Here is a 23,592-nt window from a genome sequence, read left to right as displayed (position 1 = left end):
ACCCCGGTCAGCAGTTCCGCTCCGCTCCGGGTGCTCGGTGCCGGGTGCTCGGCGGCGGGCTCCGTGCCGGGCGCTCGGCGGAGCGTCGGTCTAGACGACCGTCGTCGTGCGCTCGGCGGCGTCGGGGAGGCGGGTCGGGCCTCCCGTCCGGACGACCGCGACCACCGTCGCGACGAGACCCGCCACGACGAGCAGCAGCACGACCGCGACGAGCGCCGGTGGCACCGGGCCGAGCGCCTCGTACCGGGCGACGCCGGCGGCGGTCAGGGGGGGACCGAGCGGCGTTCCAGAACCAGCTCGCGACGACGCCGAGGCCGTAGAGCCCGATGCCGGGCAGCACCACCGCGAGCCCGACCGCCAGGCCGTCGCCCGCGCGACCGCGGGGCGCGAGGCGGCGCCAGGCCACCGCACTGAGGGCCACGAGGCAGACGATCGCCGGGAAGTAGTAGCGTCCCTGGGTTGCGGCGACCTCGGTCGTGGTCAGGTAGGCGTGGGCGCTCGTGTACGTCTGGATGCCGATGAGGAGCGCCGGGAACACGGCGAGCACCAGCACGGTGCGCCGGTCGGGGGCGCGTCGGAAGGCGAAGGCGAGGACGACGACCAGCGCGACCAGCGTCAGCAGACTCGTCAGCAGGTCACCGATGCTCACCTGCGCCTTGATCCCGGGGCTGCCCCAGAAGGTCCTGGCGAGCGTGCCCCAGCTGACGTCGAGGAAGTGCGCGAGGGTCGGGTGCTCGCCGGGCGGGAAGTCCTTGGGCGGTCGCATGGCGGTGTAGCCGTTCGGCTGCACGCGTCCGTACGTGACGATGTTGTGCAGCCACCACCACGCCCCGATGAGACCCGCGACGCCGACGGTGACGACGGTGCGGAGCACTCGGCGACGCAGCGTCAGCGCCCCGGCACCGGCGACGAGCGCGACCAGCGCCACGAAGGGGACCGCGGGCAGGCCCGTCCCCTTGATCCAGATGAGGGCGCCGAGCGTGACGCCGAGCGCGACCGTCGTGCGCCACCCCAGGTCGCCCGTGAGCAGCCGCACGGACAGCCAGACGACGACGCCGGCGAACAGCATCACCGGGGCGTCGTTCGAGACGGAGGACGCGATCGAGGCGAGCTGCGGGGTGGCGAAGAGCGCGAGCGCACCGATCAGCGCGGCCCGCGGGGACCGGGTGAGCCGACGGACGGAGGCCCAGGTCAGCAGCGGCAGCAGGGTCACCGCGGCCACGTCCACCAGCCGGAGGGCGAGGACGGCGTGGTCCCAGCGGAGGTCGGCGAAGTGCAGCGCCTTGAGGACGACGGCACCGACGAGGTAGGCGGTCGGGGGGTGCTGCGTCATCTGGTCCACGGTGCTCGACTCGCCCGGAGCGCCGCCGAGCAGTTCCGCGAAGTCAGACCACTCGGACTTCGGCAGGGTCGCCTGCTGTGCGGCGGCGGCCTGCACGGCGTTGAGGACGTGCATCTCGCCGGGCGCGACCCACGGATCGCCGATCGCCAGGTGCACGGTCGCGTCGATGTGGGCGGTCTCGTCCGGTGCCTGGAAGACCGGGACGACGAGGGCCCAGACGAGCAGCCAGAGGCCGAAGGTCACCGTCACGACGGCCACGGCGATCCGTTCCGCCCGGGTCGCGGGCGGGTGGTCGGCTCGGCGTCCGGTCGTCGTCAGCACCGGGCCATCCTACGGTCCGGCCGCCTCGGGGCTGCCGGAAGAGCACGACGCGGACCGTCGCGATGGGGCCCTGGCCGGGCGGTCAGCCCTCCCGGACCGACATCCGTTCGCGCTCCGGCTCGGTGCCGGCCGTGCTGCGTCGCGCGGTCTCCTGCTCGACGCGGTCGGGGTGGTATACCCAGACCTTGTAGAGCCAGAAGCGGAACACCGTGCCGAGCGCGAGTCCGATGACGTTGCCCGAGACGTTGTCCGCGAGCGCCGAGGTGAAGCCGAGCACGTAGTGGGAGACGCCGAGGCAGCCGAGCGAGATCACCATGCCGCCGAGGGAGACGATCACGAACTCGACGCCCTCGCGTGCGGCCACCGAACGGCGCTGGTGCCGGAACGTCCAGTAGCGGTTGCCGACCCAGTTCACGACGATCGCGACGGCCGTGGAGACGACCTTCGCCCAGAACGGCCCGGAGTGGACGTGCTCGGGGGAGAGGACGGTGGCGCGGAGGAGGTTGAACACCGAGAAGTCGACGACGAAGCCGACCGCTCCGACGACGCCGAAGCGCGCGAGCTGTGCGATGAGTCGGCGCACGGGGTCTCCTGGTCCGTAGAGTTGTCGCTGGCCGACCAGCGGGGTCGGGACGAGGCGGATCGACGATCGGCCTCGGAGGAGTGTAGTCGAGCGGGTCTCCGGAGCACGCGGGGAACGGCGGAAGGAACACACAGGATGGCGTTGCGCGTCGGAGTCGTCGGTGGAGGGCAGCTCGCCCGGATGATGGTCCCCGCGGCCGTCGAACTCGGTCTGGACATCCGGGTGCTCGCGGAGGGTCCCGGCATGTCCGCCGCGATCGCTGCCACCGCGGAGGGCGACCACCGTGATGCGGCGACCGTGCTCGCGTTCGCGCGGGACGTCGACGTCCTGACCTTCGACCACGAGCACGTGCCGCAGGACGTCCTCCGCACGCTCGTCGACGCCGGTGTCGCTGTGCACCCGGGGCCGGACGCGCTCGCGGTGGCGCAGGACAAGATCGTGATGCGCACCCGGCTGACCGCCCTCGGCGTGCCCGTCCCGGACTGGGCCGTCGTGCACGACGCGGCCGAGCTCCGCACGTTCCTCGACGAGCACGGCGGCCGTGCGGTCGTGAAGACGCCGCGCGGCGGCTACGACGGCAAGGGCGTCCGGGTGGTCCACGACCCGTCGGACGTCGACGACTGGTTCCTCGCCGTGGCCGAGTCGGCCTCCGAGCAGGCCCTGCTCGTCGAGGAGCTCGTACCGTTCACCCGGGAACTCGCGCAGTCCGTCGCCCGGCGCCCCTCCGGGCAGGTCGTCGCCTGGCCGCTCGTCGAGACCGTGCAGCGCGACGGCGTGTGCGCGGAGGTCATCGCGCCGGCACCGGCGAGTGCCGGGCGGCTCGCGGACGAGGCCGAGTCGCTCGCGGTCCGGATCGCCGAGGAACTCGGCGTCACCGGTGTGCTGGCGGTCGAGCTGTTCCAGACCGACGACGAGCGGATCCTGGTCAACGAGCTCGCCATGCGGCCGCACAACACCGGCCACTGGTCGATCGACGGCGCGACGACCAGCCAGTTCGAACAGCACCTCCGCGCGGTCCTCGACCTGCCGCTCGGTGCGACGGGGATGCACGCGCCGGCCGCGGTCATGGTGAACGTGCTCGGTGGTCCCGCCGACGGTGACCTGGCCGCTCGCTACCCGGCGGCGCTCGAGGCGTTCCCCGAGGCGAAGTACCACTTCTACGGCAAGGACCCGCGTCCGGGGCGCAAGGTCGGCCACGTGACGGTCGTCGGACAGGACGTCGACGACGTCGTGTACCGGGCCCGGGCGGCCGCGGCGCACTTCGACGACTGACGGTCGGACGGGAACTCGCGGGCCGCCCGCGTCGACGTCACCCGCGCGGGTGGCACCCGGTCTGGGAACTCGTCAGGTGCCGGCCGGAGTGGTGCGATGAGACGGTCCGTGTCCGCCGTCCTGGAGCCCACCGTGTCCCGCCGCACCCTCCGTCGCGTCTCCTCCGTCCCGCGCCTGGTCGTCGGCGCCGCCGCCGCCATGGCCGCCGTGTCGCTCGTCGGCGCCGTCGTCCCGGCCGACCCCGCGGTCTCGGCGACACGTGACGTGCGCACGGCCACGTCGACACAGCTCTACGGCGCCGGACAGTACCGCTCCCCGACGAGCGAGGCGGCGAAGGCCGCGACCGCACTGCAGACCACCGACCCGGCCGGTGCCCGCGCCGCGGCGACCATCGCGCAGTACCCGGTGGCGACCTGGCTGGGCGAGTGGTCGACGGGCTCGGTGCTCACGAAGACGATCGACACCGCCACCGCCGGCGCCGCGGCGAACGGCACGACCGCGGTCTTCGTCGTGTACGCGATCCCGGACCGGGACTGCGGCGGCTACTCGGCGGGTGGCTTCGACGAGCGCTCGTACGACGGCTGGGTCGACCAGATCGTCGCCCGACTGGCCGGCAAGCGGGCCGCGGTGGTCGTCGAGCCGGACTCGCTGGCGATGCTGAGCAACGCGGCGTGCACCTCCACGCTCGACGAGCAGCGCTACCGGATCCTCTCCCGCACGGTCGCCGCCTTCACCGCGGCGGGTGTTCCCGCCTACCTCGACGCCGGCAACTCGAACTGGGTGCCCCCGACGACGATGGCCGCGCGACTGCAGCGGGCCGGTGTGCAGGACGCGCGCGGGTTCTCGACCAACGTCGCCAACTACTACCCGACGGCGCAGGAGCAGGCGTACGCGCAGAAGGTGTCGGCGCTCACCGGCGGCGCGCACTACGTGATCGACACGTCGCGGAACGGGCAGGGCTGGCGCGGCACCTGGTGCAACGCGCCGGGCGCCGGCCTGGGCACCGCACCGCGGGTGGTCACGGACGGCACCGCACTCGACGCGCTGCTCTGGGTGAAGACACCCGGCGCGAGCGACGGCACGTGCAACGGCGGACCGGCAGCGGGCAAGTGGTACTCCGCGTACGCACAGGCCCTGGTGGCGAACGCCGCGCTCGCGACCGCCACGACGTCCAGCGCCATCGGGACGGTCGACCGCGTCGACGGTGGTGTCTCCACCGTCCGTGTCTCGGGCTGGGCGGCGGACCAGACGGCGTCGACGACGCCGCTGCCCGTCCGGGTGTGGGTCGACGGGTCCACCGCCGGCACGACGACGGCCGACCGGCCACGGCAGGACGTCGCGGACTCCTACGGCGTCGGCGCCGACCACGGCTACGACCTGACGCTCCCCGCCGCTGCGGGGAGTCACGAGGTCTGCGTCAGCACCACCTCCGTCGCGGGGGTCACCACCCGGCTCGGGTGCCAGACGGTGAGCGTCACCGGGCACGACCCCGCGGTCGTGCTCGAGTCCGCGACGGTCGTGGCGGGCGGCATCCGCGTCCGGGGGTGGGCCGCCGACGCCGACGACCCGACGAGCCCGGTGCAGACCGCACTGCTCGTCGGCGGGAAGGCCGTCCGCAGTGTGGCCGCGGACCGGTCCCGCCCGGACGTGATGGCGTTCGCGGGACTCGGCACCGCGCACGGCTTCGACGCCGTCGTCCCGGCGGGCGCCGGCACGCACACGGTCTGCGCCCGTGCGACCAACGTCGGCCCGGGCGCGGACACGACGGGGACCTGCACGCGGGTGGTGGTGGCCGCGAGTGCGCCCCGCGCACGGCTCGAGCAGGTCGTGTCCGCGAGCCACCGCAGGGTCACCGTCTCCGGCTGGGCCTTCGACCGGGAGCGGACCGACCGCGCCACCGCGGTCGTCGTCCGGGTCTCGGGTCGTCCCGCCGTCACGGTGACCGCGGACGCGGAGCGCGCGGACGTCGACCGCTCCTACGGCGTCGGGACGGCGCACGGCTTCTCGGCCGTGGTGCCGGCCGTGACCGGGCGGCGCTCGGTCTGCGTCACGGTGACGGGCATCGGGGCCGGTGGCGACCGGTCGCTCGGCTGCCACACGGTCCGGGTCCGCTGACCGCGCGGACCGCAGACCGTGCTGCCACACGGTCCGGGTCCGCTGACCGCGCGCACCGCAGACCGCTCACCGCCCGGCGGAGACGATGCCGCTGGCAGGGGAGCCGCGCGGCTAGGCTCGACGGGTGACCGACACCACCGCCGCACCGCTCGTCTCGATCATCATGGGCTCGGACTCCGACTGGCCCACCATGCGCGCAGCCGCCGAGACCCTCGACGCGCTCGGCATCCCCTTCGAGGCCGACGTGGTCTCCGCACACCGCACGCCCGACAAGATGATCCGCTTCGGACGGGAGGCCGCCGACCGCGGGATCCAGGTCGTCATCGCCGGGGCCGGGGGCGCCGCGCACCTCCCGGGCATGGTGGCCTCGGTCACCACGCTGCCGGTCATCGGCGTGCCGGTGCAGCTCGCTCGTCTCGACGGTCTCGACTCGCTGCTGTCGATCGTGCAGATGCCGGCGGGCATCCCCGTCGCGACGATGGCGATCAACGGTGCCGCCAACGCGGGGCTCTTCGCCGCACGGATCATAGGCTCCACGGACCCAGCGGTCGCGGCAGCCCTGCGCGAGCACGCGGCCGACCTCGAGCAGGTCGTCGAGCGGAAGGCGCAGGCGCTGCGCGACGCACTCTGAGCCGGCGGCGGCGGCGCAGCGCGGCCCGCCTTCACTCCCGCTTGGCGGCGAACGCGCGCAGGTTCGACATCGACGACCAGTAGACGTCCTGGTCGCCGGGGAACACCCCGCTCGCGGCCCACTGCCAGAACGTCCACCGCTTCCAGCTCCGGCCGAGCGTGCCCGGCGAGGTGAAGTCGTGCACGGGGTAGATCGCGACGAACAGTGGGTTCGAGGCGAACCGGATGCTGTTGTTGGTGCACTGCTTCCACCAGTCGGTGGTGGTGTAGATCGCCGGGTAGCGACCGGTCCGCTGGTGCACGGTGTCCGAGAAGCTCCGGATCCAGGTGCGCATCCGCTCCCAGCTCAGGCCGTAGCAGGTGCCCTGCGCGGCACTGCCGTACTCGATGTCGAGCAACGGGGGCAGCGTCCACCCGTCCGGGTTCCACTGGCCCATGGACTTGAAGAAGAACTCGGCGGTCGCGCGCCCACTGGCCTGGCTCGGCTGCGCGTAGACGTAGCCGCCGCGGACGAGCCCCGCTGCGCGCGCCGCTTCGTACTGCTGCACGTACGTCCGGCTCTGGTAGGTGACGCCCTCGGTCGCCTTCACGTAGGCGAACCGCGCGCCGTTGCGGTAGGCGGCGCGGAAGTCGACGTCGGGCTGCCACGCGCTGACGTCCATGCCCTGCACCTTGCCCGGGGGCGGGCCGCCGGCCGCGGTCGTCGACTCGGGTGCGACCGTCCCCTGCGGCACGGTCGTGGCCCGGCCGGCGGCGTCACCGGTCTGGGCCGCGTGCGCTGCGATGCTCGCACCCATCGCGTGGTCGCCGACGGCGTCCATCGTCGCGAGTGACGGGTCGGGCCGGCCCGTGGTGGCGGCGACGGTGGTCGCCGTGGCCGGCGCGGTCGCCGCACCGGCGGCCTCGGCGCCGGCGCCGAGGCCCGGCACGAGCACCTGCCCGCCGACCAGTGCCGACGCACAGACGAGCGTCAACCCGAGCGTGGACCGTCGACGGAAGCGTGGTCGAGTTCCCATGTCGTCCTCCCCAGGACGCAGCGTCGTCGCTGCGGTCGTGGCGGCCCTGATCGCCGCCGTTCCGGCAGCGATGGTACCGGGCGTGTCCGTCGTCCGGGGTGCTCGCCGCGGCCAGCGGCCAGGACCGGCGTCCGCCGGGGAGCGGGAGCCGGACGGGAGGCCCGCCGCACGTCCGCGCGCCGCGCACGTCCGGCGCGGCGCGTGCTGGGCCGGCGACAGTGGGGCGGTGCGCTCGACGGTGGGCGCGCCTCCCGGTGGTGTCCCGGCGTCAGCCGACGCTGGCGGCGCCCGTCCTGCCGTCGACGCGGACGGTGCTCGTGGTGCCGGACGCGCTGACCGTGGCGGTCCACGAGGGCGCCGCCGCCGTGCCCGCGAGCGTGAGCGAGCTCAGGGTGCTCCCCGCGACGGCACCGGTCGCCGCTTCCGCGGCGGCGTCCGCCCGGGTCTGCAGGTTCGCCGTCCGTGCGACGTTGGCGGCCTTCGTGGCAGCGTCGGCGTCCTTGGGGAACGGGCCCGAGGTCACGCGACCCAGCGTCGCGGAGACGACCGACTGGGTCAGCGACCCGTCCGGACCCGCGACCAGGACGGTCCACTGGTCACCCGAGCCGGCGAGGGAGACCACGGTGCCGCCGCCCGCCGCGGCGATGCCCTGGGCCGTCACCGTCGACCAGTCCACGCTGACCGGGGTGTCGACACCGCTCCCGTTGCCCGTGCCCTGGCCGCTGCCGTCGCTCTGACCGCCGCCGTCGCCCGTACCGGTCGAGGGCGCGGTGCCACCGGTTTCCGGCGCCGCGGACGCGCCGTCGCCCCCGGTCGTCGGCGCGGGGGCGGTCGGGGCCGAGGCGGAGGGGGTGCTGGTCGGCGTCGCGGTCCGCGTGCTGGTCGCACTCGCCGACCGCGTCGGCGCGGGCTGGTCCGGACCGGCGCACGCGGTCAGCACGGTCGTCAGCCCGACGGCGAGCGTCAACGAGGTGAGGAGGACCGGGGTGCGACGAGATCGGCTCATGCCAGCGATGATGGCAGCCGGTCGGCGCCGTCCGGGAACCCGACACGGCCGTCGACGGAAGCGATGCCGTCCCGTGACCCGAGCACCACGCCGGGCGACCGCGCGTGCCGGCGTGCCCGGTGCGGTCACAGGTCGGCGTGCAGCTGCCAGACCTCGTTGGCGGAGTCCTGCCAGGTGAACATCCGGGCACGGTCCGGGCCGGCCACCGCGAGCCGGGCGGCGAGGGTCGGGTCCTTGACCACCTGGTACACCGCCTGCGCGAGTCGTTCCGGGTAGCTCTCGAGCGCGTTCCGGGCGACGGTGACGCCCGCGTCGGCGGCGACCTCGCGCACGGCCGCGTCGTCGGAGTGCACGACCGGGGTGCCGAAGCTCATCGCCTCGACCACGGGCAGCCCGAAGCCCTCGGCGAGGCTCGGGAACACGAACACCGACGCGCGGTCGTACGCGACGGCGAGGTCGGCGTCGTCCACCCGCCCGAGCACCTTGACGCGCTCGGGAGCCAGACCCACCCGCTCGGCGGTGCCGTGCACGTCGACGTCGCCCCAGCCGTCGGGGCCGGCGATCACGAGCGGGACGTCGGTGGGCGCGTCGGGGTGCGCCATCGCCTCGATCAGGTACGCGAGGCCCTTGCGCGGCTCGAGTGTCCCGACGGCGAGGACGTAGCGTTCGGGCAGGCCGAGGCGTTCCGCCCGCAGGTCCGCGTCGACGGGGACCGTGAGCCGTCCGCCCGGTGCGCCGCCGATGACCCGGATCCGGTCGTCGAACCGGTGGATGGCGTTGAGGTCGGCCGCGACCGCGTGCGTGGGGACCACGACCGCGTCGGCGTGCCGCCACGCCCGCTTCACCATGGCCTTGTGGAAGTGCACGCCGCGCGGGGTGAGCGTCTCCGGGTGCGTCCAGGGCACGGTGTCGTGCACCGTGACGACGGTCTGGTGGCCGAGGTCCTGGAACCGGTCGTGCTTGACCAGGGGTGCCAGGACGCTCGGGGCGTGCACCATGCCGGCGGAGGCGCCGTGGGCGAGACCCGCCTGCCAGGCCAGTGCGAGTTCCCGTCGGGGGAGGGCGAGCCGCTGCAGCCCGCTCAGACCCGGGAGCAGTGTGCGGAGCCGCTGGAGCTCCGCTCCGGACGCCGCGGAGACGACGGCCTCGACGTCGCAACCGTCCGGCGCGGTGGCGACGAGCTGCCGGGTGAGTTCCTCCGCGTAGCGGCCGATCCCGCCGGGGACCGGTGCGATCACCTGGTCCACGATCACGCGGAGTGTGGGCATGGGCGGCTCCTCGTGGTGCTGGTGAACGGACCCCGACCCTACCAGCCGGACCGGAGCGACCTCCTCGGCCCGGTTCTGCCGACGACGTGTCGTTCGTTAGAGTTGAACGGACTGAAGGGGACCCTTGACAACCACGATCGCACCGCGGCACCTCCGCGGCCTGACCGACGTCAACCGGCTCGTCCGGCTCCTCGAGAACTCCTGGACGACCCGCGTCACCATCGCACTCTTCGTCGTCGTCGGGGCGGTGCTGTCGGTGGCGATCCACATGCCGGTCGTCGACGGCGTCGGGCACGTGCCGTACGTCGGCACCATCGCCCCGGACGAGAACCGGCACATCGCGAACATCCTGTACTACGCGGGCCGCAGCGTCTGGGCCGGGCCGGTCATCACCGACGCACCCGCGCAGCTGCTGTCGATGGGGGAAATCGAGCGCTTCCCGAGCTACGTCTACTACTACGTGACGAGCTTCCCGGTGAAGGCGATGCTCGACGTCGGCGCGCCCTACTCCGTCATCGTCGTGGCCCTCCGCTTCCTCAACGTCCTGATCGCAGCCGCCGGGCTCCTCGTGGTGCACCGCCTGGTCCGCTCGATGGGCATGTCCCTCTGGGTCGCCACCCTCGTCGTCCTCCTGCTCGCCGGGACCGGCCGCTACGAGTGGCAGGCCGCCGCCGTCACCTACGACACCCCGGCGAACACGCTGTTCTTCCTCTGTCTGCTGTACTGCGCGCGGCTCATCCGGTCGAGCGCACAGGGGTACGCCGACCTGTTCCGGGCACTCGTGTTCGGCGCGACCGCGATCGTCGTCAAGTACACGTTCGTTCCGTTCGTGCTCGTCGCGGTCGCGGTGGCGGTCGTCCTCGTCGTGCAGCGCGACGGGCTCCGGACCTTCGCCCACCCCCTGCAGCGGTTCCGGCGGGCGTTCGTCGAGCACCCGGTGACCTCGGCGCTCTGGTCCGCGCTCTTCGTCGTGACGATGGCGGTGCTCGTCGAACGGATCGGCGGCAACCTGCTGCTGTACGGCCAGTTCAACCCGTCCTGCCCGAAGCTGCACACGCACCAGGAGTGCCTGTCCTTCGACATCTACCGCCGCAACTACTGGGCGGAGCGGACGCACGACCTGGCGATCGCCGACCAGGTGCCGCAGACCCCGTTCGACGTGTTCGAGTTCGTGGGCAGCTGGATCAGCGCCTACTTCCAGAGCATGTTCTTCTACCGGGGCCGGAACACGACCTGGCAGGTCGAGACGTGGGTGCAGGTCGCCGGCGCCCTCACGTTCGTCATCGCCGTGATCGCGACCCTGGTGTCCTTCCGGTCGCTCGTGCGTACCCGGGCGTTGATCTGGGGCATGGTCGTCGCCGGCAGCTACGTGGTCGCGATGTTCCTGTTCAACCTGCGGACGTTCTTGCGGCTGGACAACGAGTACGCCTTCTCCGGCCGCTACCTCATCCCGGTGCTGCCGCTCGTCTTCGCGTTCGCGGTGCTCGCGGCGGTCGCGCTCTGGCGGACCCTGCCCCCGGGGTTGCGCCGGACGGTCGCGGTGCCGGCAGCGGTCCTCGCCGTCGTCGTGCTCGTCACGTACGCGGGACCCGTGGCCTTCTTCACCTACGCGCGGGGCGAGTCCTGGTACACGCCGATGGCCCTCCACCTGTTGCCCGGTTTCCTGACGGGGGTGTCCTCATGACCGACGACCGACCGATGCCCCCCGGGCCCGACCTGAGCGACGCGATCGCACCGGAGGCCGGCGACGGCTCCACCACCCGGACCGGGTCCGTCCGACCACGGTTGACGCGCCTGCACTGGTCGATCGCGCTCGTCGTCGTCCTGCTCGTCGTGCTGGCCGTCGCGTACGAGTTCCTGTCGGCACCGAGCGTGCACACCGTGGGCGCCTGCCGCATCGTGCCCGGCGCGTCCACGAGCGAGCACAGCGAGTGCGCTGGCGACGACCTGGCCGGTCAGGACCTGGCCGGGGTGGACCTGCGCCTGGCCGACCTGTCGGGCGCGGACCTGAGCGGCGCCGACCTGAGCGGCGCCATCCTGTACGGCGCGGACCTGACCGGCGCCGACCTGACCGGCACACGCTTCCGCGAGGCCGACCTGACGAAGGCCGACCTGACGGGTGCCCGGCTGTCCGACACCGACTTCACCCGCGCGGGCATCAACGGCATGGTCATCGAGGACACAGTCCTGGCCGCGTCCGAGTACTCGGAGTGGGTCGACGGGGACGACGCGGTGCCGGTCACCATCACGTCCGGGACCCAGCCGGGCATCGAGACGAACAGCTGCACGAAGCGCGTCGGGCTCTACTACCCGGGCGACAACGGCGTGAAGTGCACCCTGACCACCGCCGCGAGCTACGACAACACGCTGAACTACACCCGCAACGTCGAGGTCAAGCTGCCGCCGCAGCTCGACGTCCCGTCGACCGTGTCCCTGCGGGTCGGGGAGCCGGCATCGGTCCAGCTGCAGGCGGAGAGCCCGTTCCCCGCGATCGTCACGGCGTTCTCGAAGCCGCTGCCGGCCGGGCTGACCTGGGACTCGGCGTCGCAGACGATCACCGGGACACCGACCCGTGCGGGCACGACCCGACTGCAGTTCATCGCGGACAACGGTCGGCAGGTCCGTGCGGACATGACCTTCCGCGTCGCGGGCTGACGGACGACCCGACAGCCGGCCGGGAGGCCCGGGAACGTCGAGGAGCGCCGGTCGCCGCGAGTGCGCGGCCGGGTCGGCGTCCGCCCGACCGCTCCGCGCACCACAGCACACGAGCGGGGCGCCCGACCTGTCGGTCGGGCGCCCCGCTCGTGTGTGTCGCGGTGGTGTGCCGTCAGGCCGTCAGGACACCGGCCTCGGCGGCCGCGTGCAGGGCCTCCCGCCAGTCCCGCATCGCCGGGACCCCGACCCGCGCCCAGGCGTCGTGCCCGAGCACGCTGTACGCCGGTCGCGGCGCGGGCCGCACGAACGCGGAGCTGTCCGTCGGCCGGACGCGTTCCGGGTCCAGGCCGACCTCGGTGAAGATCGCACGGGTGAAGTCGTACCAGGACGCCTGCCCGCCGTTCGTGCCGTGGTAGATCCCCGCGGGGACCTCGGCGTCGAGCATCGCGACGATCTGACGGGCGAGGTCGCCGGTCCAGGTCGGCTGCCCGACCTGGTCGGTGACGACGCTCACGGTCTCGTGCGACCCGGCGAGCCGGATCATGGTCTTCGCGAAGTTCGGACCGCCGGCACCGTAGAGCCAGGCGGCCCGGATGACCATGGACGAGTCGGGAGCGATGCGGCGGACCGCTGCCTCGCCGGCGGCCTTCGTGCGGCCGTAGGCGCCGATCGGATCGGTCGGCTCGTCCTCGCGGTAGGGCGACGTCCCGTTGCCGTCGAACACGTAGTCGGTCGACACGTGCACGAGCCGGGCACCGGCAGCGACCGCGGCGTCGGCGAGCACCGCCGGCCCCCGCGCGTTCACCGCGGCGGCGTCGTCCTCGTGCGACTCGGCGTCGTCGACCTTGGTGTACGCGGCGGCGTTGACGACGACGTCGTGTCCGGCGACGGCGGCGGCCACTGCGTCCTGGTCGGTGATGTCGAGGTCGGCCCGGGACAGCGCGGTGACGTCACGACCGGCGAGCGCCTGCTGCAGGTCCTGGCCGAGCATGCCGGCCGCCCCGGTGATCAGGTACCGGGTCATGCGATGGCCGCGCGCTCCTTGAGCGGCTCCCACCAGGCGCGGTTGTCGCGGTACCACTGCACCACGTCGGCCAGACCCTGCTCGAACGGCACCTGCGGCTCGTAGCCGAGCTCGGCCTGGATCTTCGAGATGTCGACCGAGTAGCGCAGGTCGTGCCCGAGACGGTCGGCGACGCGGTCGACGTAGGACCAGTCCTTGCCGGTGGCGTCGAGGAGGAGCTGCGTGAGCTCCTTGTTCGTGAGTTCGGTGCCGCCGCCGATGTTGTAGATCTCGCCCGCGCGACCGCGGGTCAGGACCATCGCGATGCCGCGCGTGTGGTCGTCGACGTGCAGCCAGTCACGGACGTTGTCGCCCTCGCCGTAGAGCGGCACGTGCCGGTCGTCGATGAGGTTCGTGACGAAGAGCGGGATGACCTTCTCGGGGAAGTGGTACGGGCCGTAGTTGTTCGAGCAGCGCGTGATCGACAGGTTCAGCCCGTGCGTGCGGTGGTAGCTGCGGGCGAGGAGGTCGCTGCCGGCCTTCGACGCCGAGTACGGCGAGTTCGGCTCGAGCGGACGGTCCTCGGCCCAGGAGCCCTCGCTGATCGAGCCGTAGACCTCGTCGGTCGAGACGTGCACGAAGCGCTCGGTGCCGTGGCGCAGGGCCGCGTCGAGCAGGCGCTGGGTGCCGACGACGTTCGTCTCGACGAAGATCCCGGAGTCGCGGACCGACCGGTCGACGTGCGACTCGGCGGCGAAGTGCACGATGGCGTCGACCGTCGGGACGACCTCGTCGAGCTTCGCGGCGTCGCGGATGTCGCCTTGCACGAAGGTGTAGCGGGGGGAGTCGGCCACCGGGGCGAGGTTCTCCAGGTTGCCCGAGTAGGTCAGGGCGTCGTAGACGACGACCTCGGCGCCTTCGAGACCCGGGTAGGCGTCCTCCAGGGTCCGACGGACGAAGTTGGAGCCGATGAAGCCGGCCCCTCCGGTGACGAGGATCTTCACGCTGGTTTCCTTTTCGGTGGCCGATGGGCGTCGGCGGAGGAGCCGACGGCGGTCGGCCAGCAGTCTAGTGGGGGAGGCGTGCCGCCGGGGAGGAGGCGCTCAGTCCCCGTACCGCGCGAGTTTCTGCAGGTCGAGCTGCTCCTCGGCGAGCGTCCGGTTCAACCGGGTCAGGTCCGCGACCACACCGATGGTGATCGAGAGCAGGGCGCTGATCATCAGCACCATGCCGAGGATGAGCGACTGCAGGTGGTTGCCGCCGCTGTCGGTCCAGAGGAGCACCAGGTACCGGACGAAGGGGATGAGCCCGGCGACGCCGAAGATCGCGCTGACCCAGGCGAACAGGGCCATCGGGCGGTACATGAGGTACACGCGGGCGATCGCCGACCCGGACTGGAACATGTGCTGCCAGATGTTCTTGAACAACCGCGATTCGCGGGTCTTCGCGTTGGTCGTGATCGGGATGCTGGCGATCGCCAGGCGCTTGTAGCCCGCCTGGACGATGGTCTCCATGCAGTAGCTGAAGCGCGTGACGATGTTGAGCCGGATGAGCGAGTACTTCGAGTACGCGCGGAACCCGCTCGCGGCGTCCGGCAGGTCGAGGCCCGCGGCCCGGCTGGCGACCCAGGAGCCGAACTGCTGCATGGCCTTCTTGAAGCCGGAGAAGTGCTCGATGGTGCGGGTCTGCCGGTCACCGATGACGATGTCGGCCTCGCCGCGCAGGATCGGCTGCACGAGCTCGGTGATGTGCGCCTGCGGGTACTGGTTGTCACCATCGGTGTTCACGACGATGTCCGCACCGTGCAGGAGCGCGTAGTCGACGCCGTCGCGGAACGAGCGTGCGAGGCCCATGTTGGTGGTGTGCCGGACGAAGTGCCGGACGCCGTGCGCCTTCGCGACCTCGACCGTGCGGTCGGTCGAACCGTCGTCGATGATCAGGACCTCGATCTCGTCGATGCCCGGGATCGAGGTCGGGATCGTCTCGAGGACCGAGGGGAGCGTCTGCTCCTCGTTGAGGCAGGGGATCTGGACGAACAGTTTCACGAGTCGGTGGGTCCCTGGTGTCGTCGGCCGGCGCGGTGATCCGGGTGTGGGAAGTCGGCGACCATCCTACGTGGGCGCACAGACTGCCAAGTCTATGCAGCCTCATGTGCCCGCGTGCCACGATGGGGCCATGGCAGCCCTCCGGTCGACCGTCGCCCGTCTCCTGGGGCGGACCACCCCGACCCCGTCCGCTCCGACCCCGTCCGCTCCGACCCCGCCGCTCGTCGGCTTCGTCGTGCACGGCGCAGGTGGCGTGCACCCCGCTTCCGCGCACGTCCGCGTGACCGGCAGGATGACCGCACTCGCCGCCTCCGGCGCTGCACGGGTCGCGCAGGTGGACCCGGTGCGCTGGGCGGACGGCTCCGACACCGCGCACCTCGACGTGCTCCTGGTGCAGCGCGACGCGTTCCCGCTCGCCGCGCTCGACGCCGCCCTCGCCCGCGCAGCGCGGGAGGGCACCCGGGTCGTCGCGGAGGTCGACGACGACTTCTTCACCCCGGAGGCCCGTGCCCGGTTGGCGCAGGCCGAGTACGACCCCGACCGCCTCGCCGCCGTCGACCGCGTGGTGCGGTCCGCCGATGCGGTCGTGGTGTCCACCGAGCCGCTCCGGCGGGTGCTCGCCGCGGAGGGCGTCGACGCGGTGGTCGTGCCGAACGGTGTGCAACCCGGCCTCTGGGACGCCGACGCGCACGAGGCGCGCGCCCGTGACACCGGCGGGACCCGTCGCGTGCTCTACATGGGGAGCGCCACGCACGGCGGCGACCTCGACCTGCTGCGCCCGGTCTTCGCGGAGGCGACGGACGACGATGGCCGTCCGGTCCGGCTCGAGGTCGTGGGCGTGACCGGGGACGACGCGACCTGGTTCGACCGCCTGCCGTTGCCGGGCGACGCCACCCACTACCCGGACTTCGTCGCGTTCCTCCGCGCGCACGCCGGACGCTGGTCCGCCGGGGTCGCCCCGCTCACCGAGGACCGGTTCAACGACGCGAAGAGCGACCTCAAGTTCCTCGAGTACACGATGCTCGGGCTGCCCTTCGTCGGGTCCGACCGGCCGTCCTACCGCGGCGCGGACCGGCACGGCGGCCTGCTCGCCGGCGACGACCCGGCGGCGTGGCGGGAGGCCCTGCGCACCGCCATCCGCGAGGCCGACGACCGGGTGGCGCGCGCTCGCCGGTACGTCCTGACGGAGCGCACGGTCGGGGTCGACCAGCCCGGCGAACGCGCCTGGCGGGCTGCGCTCGGTCTGTCCTGAGTCGCCGGGGCGAGGCGTCCGCACGGCGTGCGGGGGCGCTCCCCGCGGCGGACCTGCCCCTTGCTAGGCTGCAGCGGTGCAGATCCGCGAACTGAAGATCCCCGGCGCGTGGGAGTTCACGCCCGTCCAGCACGGCGACGCCAGAGGTGCCTTCCTCGAGGCCTACCGCGCCGACGTGCTCGAGGAGACGGTCGGACACCCGCTCGACCTGCGGCAGGTGAACATGTCGATCTCGTCGAAGGGCGTCGCCCGCGGCATCCACTACGCCCTCGTCGCACCGAGCCAGGCGAAGTACGTCACCGCCGTCCGCGGCGCGTTCATCGACTACATCGTCGACATCCGCGTCGGCTCCCCGACGTTCGGGCAGTGGGACGCGGTCCGGATCGACGACGTCGACCGCCGTGCCGTCTACCTGTCCGAGGGACTCGGCCACGCCATCGTCGCGCTGGAGGACCAGAGCACGGTGAACTACCTGGTCAGCGCGCACTACGACCCCGAGCGCGAGAAGGGCATCAGCATCCTCGACCCCACGGTGGGCCTGGAGCTGCCGGACGGCATCGGCGAGCCGGTCCTGTCCGAGAAGGACACGAGCGCTCCGACCCTCGAGCAGGCCGCGGAGCAGGGGCTCCTCCCGACGTACGAGGAGTGCATCGCCTACACCGAGTCGCTCCGGACGAAGAACTAGGAGGGGCAGCCGATGAAGGGCATCATCCTCGCCGGGGGATCCGGCACGCGTCTCTGGCCGATCACCAAGGGCATCAGCAAGCAGCTCATGCCGATCTACGACAAGCCGATGGTCTACTACCCGCTGTCGACCCTCATGATGGCCGGCATCCGCGAGGTCCTCGTCATCACGACGCCGGAGTACAACGACCAGTTCCGGGCGTTGCTCGGTGACGGGTCGGCGCTCGGCATGGACATCCAGTACGCCGTGCAGCCCTCCCCGGACGGCCTCGCGCAGGCGTTCGTCATCGGTGAGGAGTTCATCGGGGACGACAGCGTCGCCCTGGTCCTCGGCGACAACATCTTCCACGGCACCGGCCTCGGCACGAGCCTGCAGAAGAACAACACCGTGCAGGGCGCGACGATCTTCGCGTACCACGTGGCCGACCCGACCGCGTACGGCGTGGTCGAGTTCGACGACGACTTCACCGCCGTCTCGATCGAGGAGAAGCCGGCCGAACCGAAGTCGAACTACGCCGTCCCGGGCCTGTACTTCTACGACAACGACGTGGTCGAGATCGCGAAGACCATCGAACCGAGCGCCCGCGGCGAGCTCGAGATCTCCACCGTCAACGAGCGCTACCTCGAGGCGGGCACGCTCGGCGTCGAGGTCCTCGACCGCGGCACCGCGTGGCTCGACACCGGCACCTTCGAGTCGATGATGCAGGCGTCCGAGTACGTCAAGGTCATCGAGGATCGCCAGGGCCACAAGATCGGGTGCATCGAGGAGATCGCCTGGCGCAACGGGTGGATCGACGACGACGCCCTCGCGGCGCTCGCCGCTCCGCTCGCGAAGAGCGGCTACGGCGTCTACCTGCAGAACCTGCTCCGCGGCTGACCGTGGCGCTGCGTGACCGGCTCCGGCGCACCCTGGCCGGTGTCCGGCCGACGTCGGACGCGCGCGCTGTGGACGCGGGGCCGTCCGACGGGACCGGGCCGCGCCTCCCGGTCGACACGTCACTCGAGACGGCGTCGCCCGTCGTCGAGCCGGGCCCGTCCGGAGCGTTCGACGCCGTCGTCACGGTGGCCGAGGGTGCGTACCGGGACGGCGCCCACGTGCCGACCGTGCGGGCGCTGACAGCGGCGGGGGCAGCTCGCGTCGTCGTCACCGTGTACGACGTCCACGCCGGGCCCACGAGCACGTACCCGCCGGTCACGGCGGGCGACGGCTGGACCGTGTCCCGGGACACCGTCGCGGCGACCTGGGGCGGCGCGGTCGCCGCCGCCCGGCCGCTGCTGCGCGCCCCGCTGGTGCTCGTGCAGGACGCGTCGATCGCGCTGCCGGACGGCGCCGCCGCCGCACTGGTCGCCGCCGTCGCGCCGGCGGGAGCGGGAGGCACCGTCCCATCCGACCGGGAGGCCGTCGTCGCCGTCCCCGTCGTCCGCACCCCCGACGACGTGGTGGCGAGTGCGGGCGCGGCGCTGGTGCAGGGCACCGCCCCGGTGGCCGCCCTGCTGCGTGGGCACCCGGCGGAGGACGCCGAGCGGCTCCCCGACGGTGTCGCGGTGTTCGCCGGCGACGAGCCCTGCTTCGCGGCACGCACAGCGCACCTCGCGCTTCCGGTCCGGACCGTCGACACCCGCACCGCGGTCGCCCGACTGACCCGGGACACCGCCGACGCCGCCGGCGGCACGTGCGTCGTGCTCCCGCTCGGTCGCGTCTACCGCACCGGGACCGTCCGTGAGCGGCGCATCGACACCGACGGCGCGGACGCCCTGGCGGTGTGGCGGGACCGCGGCGACGACAGCGCCGAGCGGGTGCTCGCCGCGCTCGAGCTCGCCGTGGGCACCGTGGCCGCCGACCCCGCCGCGGCACCGGTGGCCCTCCGCGAACCGGTCCTCCGAGCCGAACGTGGCCCGTCGCGCCTGACGGCGCGTGAGCGCGGCGAGCGGCTCCGGTGGTCGGTCCGGATCGCCGCACACCCCGGCCCGCGCGGCGACGACTGGGGGGACACGTTCTTCGCGCGCGACCTGGCCGCGGCCCTGCGGTCCCTCGGGCAGGAGGTCGTGGTGGACCACCGCGAGTCGCACGCCCGTCCGCTGTCGGAGCACCTGGACGACGTCACCCTGACGCTGCGCGGGCTCGACGACACCCCGGTGCACCCCTCGGCCACCAACGTGCTCTGGGTCATCTCGCACCCCGACCTCGTGACGCCCGCGGAACTCGCCCGGTACGACCTGCGGTTCGCGGCCGGGCCCGTGTGGGCCGAGCGGACCGAGGCGGCGACCGGCCTGCCGGTGGCCCCGCTCCTGCAGGCGACCGATCCGGCCCGCTTCCACCCCGGTGCCGCCGAGGACGCGTACGCCGGCCTGGACACCGTGTTCGTCGGCAAGACCCGGCAGGTGTTCCGGCCGGTCGTCTCGGACGCCCTGCAGGCGGGGGCGGACCTGGCCGTGTGGGGCGAGGGCTGGGCCGGCCTGGTGCCGGAGGGGGTGCACCGCGGGACGTTCGTGCCGAACGAGGACCTGCCGGCCCTGTACCGGAGCGCCCGGGTGGTCCTCAACGACCACTGGGACGACATGGCACGGGACGGCTTCCTGTCGAACCGGCTGTTCGACGCCGCCGCGTCGGGTGCGCTCGTCGTGACGGACCCTGTGCCCGGCGTCGAGGAGCTGTTCGGCGGGGCGGTCCTGCCCTACCGCGGCGTCGCCGAACTGCGGACGCTGTTGGGTCGGCGGGACACGGCCTCCGACGACGAACGCGCCGAGCGCGGTGCGCGGATCGGGACCGAGCACTCCTTCCGCCGGCGAGCGGAGACGCTGGTGGACGCCGTCCGGCAGTACCGGCAGCACCGGACGACCTGACCCGGTCCGGCCCGCATCGAGCCGGGCTCGGCCCGGGCGCTGTCCGACGTCAGCGCGAGCGGACCCGGCGCGCCAGACCGGCGGCCCGGTCGGCCACCTGCACGATCCGGCGCTGGCGGAACGCCGCCGTCTCGGCCCGGGCGGCTTCGGCGCGCTCCCGCTCGAACTGCACGGTCTCCCGCAGCGTCGTCGCGGTCGCCTCGGCCGCGCGCACGGTGTCCTCGAGCTCGTCGATCCGCTGGTCGCGTGACGCGACCGCACGCCCGAGGGCCTGCAGCTCGTGGAGCTCGTCGGCCGGGACGAGGGGCTCGGCCGGGGTGTCGAGCGCTGTCGAGCCGGCCCGACGCAGCACCTCGGCGATCGTGTCGTCGCGGGTGAAGGGGCCGGTCGCGGCGTCCTCGTCGGTGACGAAGCGGAGCGAGAACACGGCCTGCAGCACCCCCTCCTGCAGCCGCCGGTAGTCGCGCATGCCGTGGTGCCGGGGGCTCGGGGTCAGGTCCGGGTTCGCCTCGTAGCTCCGACCGCTCACGTCGACGCGGTGTTCGTACTGCGCCCAGGACCGCCACGGCAGGTGCAGGACCTCGAGCTCGAGCCCGGCCGGCACGGGTGCGCCGTTCGCGACGCTCGCCCGGTGGTTGCCCTGCACGACGGTGACGCCCGGGTCGCCGACGTGGACGGTGTTCGGGGTCGGGGGAGCGACCAGGCCGGCGGCACGCAGCTCGTCGACGGAGCGCTCGTCCCGCCAGTGGAGACGCTCGAGGCCGGCACCGGACGAGGCCATCGCGCCGGTGAGGTTGACGACGGGCACGAAGAACGCGCCGACCACCGGGTCGAGCTCCTCGAAGACCTGCCGGACCGTCCGCGTCCGGTCGACCGGCACGATGAACTCGTCCGCGTCGGCGTTGACGACCCAGTCCGCGCCGTGGACCGATGCGGCCTCGCGCGCCATCGTCGTGACGACGACGCCCTGCTGCTTCCGGTGCACCGGGTCGTGTCGCAGGTCCACCGTGACGTCGTCCCGCTCGGCGAAGGCGGCGAGCAGCTCGGCCGTGCCGTCCACCGACCCGTTGTCGGTGATGACGAAGACGTCGAAGCCCTGTGCGACGTGGTGGTCGAGCCAGGCGGTGATGACGTCCGCTTCATCGCGGACCATCAGGGTGACGGCGAGGATCATGGGGTGCGCTCCGGTTCGGGTGGGGATGCTCCCTGAGAGGTTATCGGGGTTCAGCGCGTGTGCGTGGCGCGGGCGCGGACGGTGAGCGCCACCCGGAGCGCGACGCGGAGCGGCCAGAGCCACCACGCCGAGTACTTCTGCGCGAGGAAGCGGTAGGCGCTCTCGTGGTGCGCACGGCGCATCCGGTCCGAGGACCCTTGGGTCGCGGTCCCACCGACGTGTGTGGCGACGGCGGCCGGTTCGTACACGTTCCGGTAGCCGCTCCGGCCGATCCGCCAGCCGAGGTCCACGTCCTCGAAGTACATGAAGAAGCCCTCGTCGAACCCGCCGAGGCGGTCGAACACGTCGCGGCGGACGAGCACGCACGCGCCCGAGAGCCAGCCCGCGTCACGGCGGCCGGTGTGGTCGCCGTCCTGCCGGTACCGCCTCGTCCACGGGTTGTCCTGCCAGACGTTCGCGAACACGGCGTGCCCGAGACCGGTGCGGAGGGACGGCACGAGCCGCGCCGACGGGTACACCTGCCCGTCCGTCTCCAGCAGCTTCGGGCCGACGGCGCCGATCGTCGGGTCGGACTCCGCCGTCGCGACCATCCGGTCGAGGGCGGACGGTTCGAGCACGACGTCCGGGTTCGACACGAGCACCCAGCGCACCTCGGGGGCGAGGGTGGCGACGGCCCGGTTGACGGCCGCACCGTAGCCGAGGTTCGCACCGACGGCGACGAACCGGGCACCGGCGGCCTCGGTGACCGCGCGGAGCTCGTCGGCGGTCGTGGAGTCGTTGTCCGCGACGACGACCTCGACGTCGCGTCCGCTGGCGGCCGGCACCGACGCGAGGAACGGGGGGAGGACGTCGACCGACTCGTACGTGACCGTGACGACGGCGACCCGCGCGGGGTGCGTGTCCGTGCTCATGCGAAGACCTCCAGGTGGCGCTCGGCGCACGCGGCCCACGTGAAGGTCGCGGCGCGGGCCTCGGCGCGTGCGACCCGCTCGGCGCGGACCTCCGGCGCCTCGGCGAGCAGCGCCGCGAGGGCGTCCGCGATCGGGCCGGCGTCCGGTTCGGTGTAGGTCACGGCGTCGCCGCCGACCTCGGGGATCGCCAGTCGACGGGTGGTGAGGACGTCCGCGCCCGAGGCCATCGCCTCGAGCACCGGCAGGCCGAAGCCCTCCGCGGTGCTCGGGTAGACCACGACGCGCGCGCCCCCGAGGAACGCGCGGAGCTCCTCGACCGGCAGGTACCCGAGGTAGCGGACCGGGGCACCGGGGACGTCACCCGCGGCGGTGAGCTCGGCGCGTGCGTCTTCGTCCCAGCCGAGTCCGCCGGCGACCAGCAGCGCCGGCACCGCCGCGCCGCCACCGTCGGCGGCCCGTGCGGTGAGCGCGCGGTGCGCGGCGATGAGCTCCGGCACCCGCTTGCGCGGTTCGACCGTGCCGAGGAAGGCGATCCACGCGTCGTCGCAGAGCGCGTGCTCCGCACGGAAGGCGGCCGTCTCCGCGGCCGTCGGCACCCGGAAGAGCGTGCGGTCGACCCCGAGGTGGGCCACGACCGTGGGACGCGCGGACCGACCCGCCAACCGGTCGAGCTCGGCGACGGTGGCCGCGCTCGGCGCGACCGTCCGTCGGGCCAGTCGCCGTGCGAGACGGGTCCAGGTCCGGAAGAACAGCACCTTCAGGCGCGAGTGCGCGGCCGGGTCCGAGAAGAACGTCGCGTCGTGCAGGGTGACGACCGTCCGGGAGGCCCGGGTCACCGGGAACGTGTAGTGCGGGCTGTGCAGGACCTCGGCGCCGACGCGACGCGCCGTCACCGGCAGCAGCGTCTGCTCCCACACGAGGCGCAGCGGGCGGGAGGCGGTCCACCGCGGTGCCGCGTGGTAGCGGTGTCCGGGTGCGATCCCGCGCAACCAGGCGAGGTCGCCCGGCTTGACGACCACGTCGACACGGACGTCCAGCTCGGCGAGGCCCTGCAGCAGCCCGGCGATGTAGCGGGCGACGCCGCCGCGGTTCGGCGGGATCGAGGTGGCGTCGACGAGCACGGGGAGTGCCCGCACCTCAGCTGACCTGGCGCTCGGTGGTCCGCGTCCAGGCGATCCCGGACTGCGTGTCCTCGTCGACGACGACGAAGCGCGCCGCCTCGCGCTGGATGACGATGTGCTCCCCGTTCGGCTTCGCCAGGAAGACGTGCACGAAGTACTGGCCGCCGCCGAGCCGCAGGTCGTGCAGGTGCCACTCGACGGTCGCGGTCCCGCGCAGGGGGTCGTGACGGGTCTCGAGCTGTCGGCTGTCGATGCCGAAGGCGGGGTGCCCGAGGTGGTTCTCGATCTTGATGCCCGCGCGCCACTCGGGCAGGACCGTGGTGTGGGAGAACGTCGCGCGGACGACGAGG

Annotated in this window: 21 protein-coding genes; 9 read left to right on the top strand and 12 right to left on the bottom strand. The window is 73.1% G+C overall.

Going from position 1 to position 23,592, the window contains the following annotated elements; all coding sequences use genetic code 11:
• Positions 1 to 7 precede the first annotated feature (7 nt).
• Both DEI95_RS00110 and DEI95_RS00105 read right to left on the bottom strand, forming a co-directional pair.
• Entirely contained in the window at positions 8 to 1,663 is a 1,656-nt protein-coding gene (locus tag DEI95_RS00110) for a DUF2142 domain-containing protein (protein ID WP_111059024.1), read from the bottom strand.
• Between the two features lie 82 nt (positions 1,664 to 1,745).
• On the bottom strand, positions 1,746 to 2,246 hold the full coding sequence (locus tag DEI95_RS00105) for a GtrA family protein (protein WP_111059023.1): 501 nt from the start codon (positions 2,244 to 2,246) through the stop codon (positions 1,746 to 1,748).
• A gap of 135 nt (positions 2,247 to 2,381) precedes the next feature.
• Here DEI95_RS00105 and DEI95_RS00100 point away from each other — a divergent pair, with 135 nt between their 5' ends.
• The 3 genes from DEI95_RS00100 (at position 2,382) to purE (ending at position 6,264) form a co-directional block, all read left to right on the top strand.
• Positions 2,382 to 3,518, top strand: coding sequence for a 5-(carboxyamino)imidazole ribonucleotide synthase (locus DEI95_RS00100; RefSeq protein WP_111059022.1), 1,137 nt, complete (start codon positions 2,382 to 2,384; stop codon positions 3,516 to 3,518).
• A gap of 108 nt (positions 3,519 to 3,626) precedes the next feature.
• Positions 3,627 to 5,633, top strand: coding sequence for a glycoside hydrolase family 6 protein (locus tag DEI95_RS00095; RefSeq protein ID WP_181436145.1), 2,007 nt, complete (start codon positions 3,627 to 3,629; stop codon positions 5,631 to 5,633).
• Between the two features lie 124 nt (positions 5,634 to 5,757).
• Positions 5,758 to 6,264, top strand: a complete 507-nt coding sequence (purE, locus tag DEI95_RS00090; protein ID WP_258367369.1) for a 5-(carboxyamino)imidazole ribonucleotide mutase — start codon at positions 5,758 to 5,760, stop codon at positions 6,262 to 6,264.
• 31 nt (positions 6,265 to 6,295) lie between these two features.
• Here the strand turns inward: purE and DEI95_RS00085 are convergent, their stop codons facing one another.
• The 3 genes from DEI95_RS00085 to DEI95_RS00070 form a co-directional block, all read right to left on the bottom strand.
• Positions 6,296 to 7,279 (bottom strand): GH25 family lysozyme, encoded by a 984-nt coding sequence (locus tag DEI95_RS00085; protein ID WP_111059020.1) that lies wholly within the window; start codon positions 7,277 to 7,279, stop codon positions 6,296 to 6,298.
• 268 nt (positions 7,280 to 7,547) lie between these two features.
• Complete coding sequence (locus tag DEI95_RS16510) at positions 7,548 to 8,285, bottom strand: hypothetical protein (RefSeq protein WP_181436144.1); 738 nt, start codon at positions 8,283 to 8,285, stop codon at positions 7,548 to 7,550.
• Between the two features lie 125 nt (positions 8,286 to 8,410).
• Complete coding sequence (locus tag DEI95_RS00070; protein WP_111059017.1) at positions 8,411 to 9,553, bottom strand: glycosyltransferase family 1 protein; 1,143 nt, start codon at positions 9,551 to 9,553, stop codon at positions 8,411 to 8,413.
• A 124-nt stretch (positions 9,554 to 9,677) separates the two neighbouring features.
• Between DEI95_RS00070 and DEI95_RS00065 the strand changes: the two genes are divergently transcribed.
• Both DEI95_RS00065 and DEI95_RS00060 read left to right on the top strand, forming a co-directional pair.
• Positions 9,678 to 11,237 (top strand): hypothetical protein, encoded by a 1,560-nt coding sequence (locus DEI95_RS00065; protein WP_111059016.1) that lies wholly within the window; start codon positions 9,678 to 9,680, stop codon positions 11,235 to 11,237.
• Positions 11,234 to 12,208: a pentapeptide repeat-containing protein gene (locus DEI95_RS00060; protein ID WP_110824522.1), complete on the top strand. Its 975-nt coding sequence runs from the start codon at positions 11,234 to 11,236 to the stop codon at positions 12,206 to 12,208. The genes DEI95_RS00065 and DEI95_RS00060 overlap by 4 nt, the downstream gene beginning before the upstream one ends.
• 172 nt (positions 12,209 to 12,380) lie before the next feature.
• On the opposite strand, the gene rfbD is transcribed toward DEI95_RS00060, so the two are convergent.
• From rfbD to DEI95_RS00045, 3 genes are all read right to left on the bottom strand, one after another.
• The gene (gene rfbD / locus DEI95_RS00055) at positions 12,381 to 13,232 is read right to left on the bottom strand and encodes a dTDP-4-dehydrorhamnose reductase (protein WP_110824521.1); all 852 of its coding nucleotides are present in this window, start codon (positions 13,230 to 13,232) and stop codon (positions 12,381 to 12,383) included.
• On the bottom strand, positions 13,229 to 14,215 hold the full coding sequence (gene rfbB / locus DEI95_RS00050; protein WP_110824520.1) for a dTDP-glucose 4,6-dehydratase: 987 nt from the start codon (positions 14,213 to 14,215) through the stop codon (positions 13,229 to 13,231). The genes rfbD and rfbB overlap by 4 nt, the downstream gene beginning before the upstream one ends.
• Positions 14,216 to 14,314: 99 nt before the next feature.
• A complete protein-coding gene (locus DEI95_RS00045) occupies positions 14,315 to 15,256 on the bottom strand; it encodes a glycosyltransferase family 2 protein (RefSeq protein WP_111059015.1) in 942 nt (313 codons plus the stop codon).
• 130 nt (positions 15,257 to 15,386) lie between these two features.
• On the opposite strand from DEI95_RS00045, the gene DEI95_RS00040 reads away from it, so the two are divergent.
• The 4 genes from DEI95_RS00040 to DEI95_RS00025 all read left to right on the top strand — a co-directional run bounded on the left by DEI95_RS00040 (position 15,387) and on the right by DEI95_RS00025 (position 20,036).
• Positions 15,387 to 16,508 (top strand): glycosyltransferase, encoded by a 1,122-nt coding sequence (locus tag DEI95_RS00040; protein ID WP_110824518.1) that lies wholly within the window; start codon positions 15,387 to 15,389, stop codon positions 16,506 to 16,508.
• 76 nt (positions 16,509 to 16,584) lie between these two features.
• Entirely contained in the window at positions 16,585 to 17,193 is a 609-nt protein-coding gene (locus tag DEI95_RS00035) for a dTDP-4-dehydrorhamnose 3,5-epimerase family protein (protein WP_110824517.1), read from the top strand.
• 12 nt (positions 17,194 to 17,205) lie between these two features.
• Complete coding sequence (gene rfbA, locus DEI95_RS00030; RefSeq protein ID WP_110889936.1) at positions 17,206 to 18,069, top strand: glucose-1-phosphate thymidylyltransferase RfbA; 864 nt, start codon at positions 17,206 to 17,208, stop codon at positions 18,067 to 18,069.
• Between the two features lie 2 nt (positions 18,070 to 18,071).
• Entirely contained in the window at positions 18,072 to 20,036 is a 1,965-nt protein-coding gene (locus DEI95_RS00025; protein WP_111059014.1) for a glycosyltransferase, read from the top strand.
• 49 nt (positions 20,037 to 20,085) lie between these two features.
• Here the strand turns inward: DEI95_RS00025 and DEI95_RS00020 are convergent, their stop codons facing one another.
• The 4 genes from DEI95_RS00020 to DEI95_RS00005 form a co-directional block, all read right to left on the bottom strand.
• Entirely contained in the window at positions 20,086 to 21,210 is a 1,125-nt protein-coding gene (locus DEI95_RS00020; protein WP_111059013.1) for a glycosyltransferase family 2 protein, read from the bottom strand.
• Between the two features lie 50 nt (positions 21,211 to 21,260).
• Positions 21,261 to 22,121: a glycosyltransferase family 2 protein gene (locus DEI95_RS00015; RefSeq protein ID WP_110824513.1), complete on the bottom strand. Its 861-nt coding sequence runs from the start codon at positions 22,119 to 22,121 to the stop codon at positions 21,261 to 21,263.
• Positions 22,118 to 23,257: a glycosyltransferase family 1 protein gene (locus tag DEI95_RS00010; RefSeq protein ID WP_220036607.1), complete on the bottom strand. Its 1,140-nt coding sequence runs from the start codon at positions 23,255 to 23,257 to the stop codon at positions 22,118 to 22,120. Before DEI95_RS00010 ends, DEI95_RS00015 begins: the two co-directional genes overlap by 4 nt.
• A 1-nt stretch (position 23,258) precedes the next feature.
• The coding region (locus DEI95_RS00005; RefSeq protein ID WP_146243555.1) for a Wzt carbohydrate-binding domain-containing protein at positions 23,259 to 23,592 on the bottom strand (334 nt) is incomplete at its 5' end.

The sequence above is a fragment of the Curtobacterium sp. MCBD17_008 genome (genome assembly GCF_003234475.1).
Lineage (GTDB): Bacteria > Actinomycetota > Actinomycetes > Actinomycetales > Microbacteriaceae > Curtobacterium.
The sequence above is the reverse complement of the archived record's forward strand: the minus strand, read 5'-3'. Positions and strand labels throughout refer to the sequence as shown.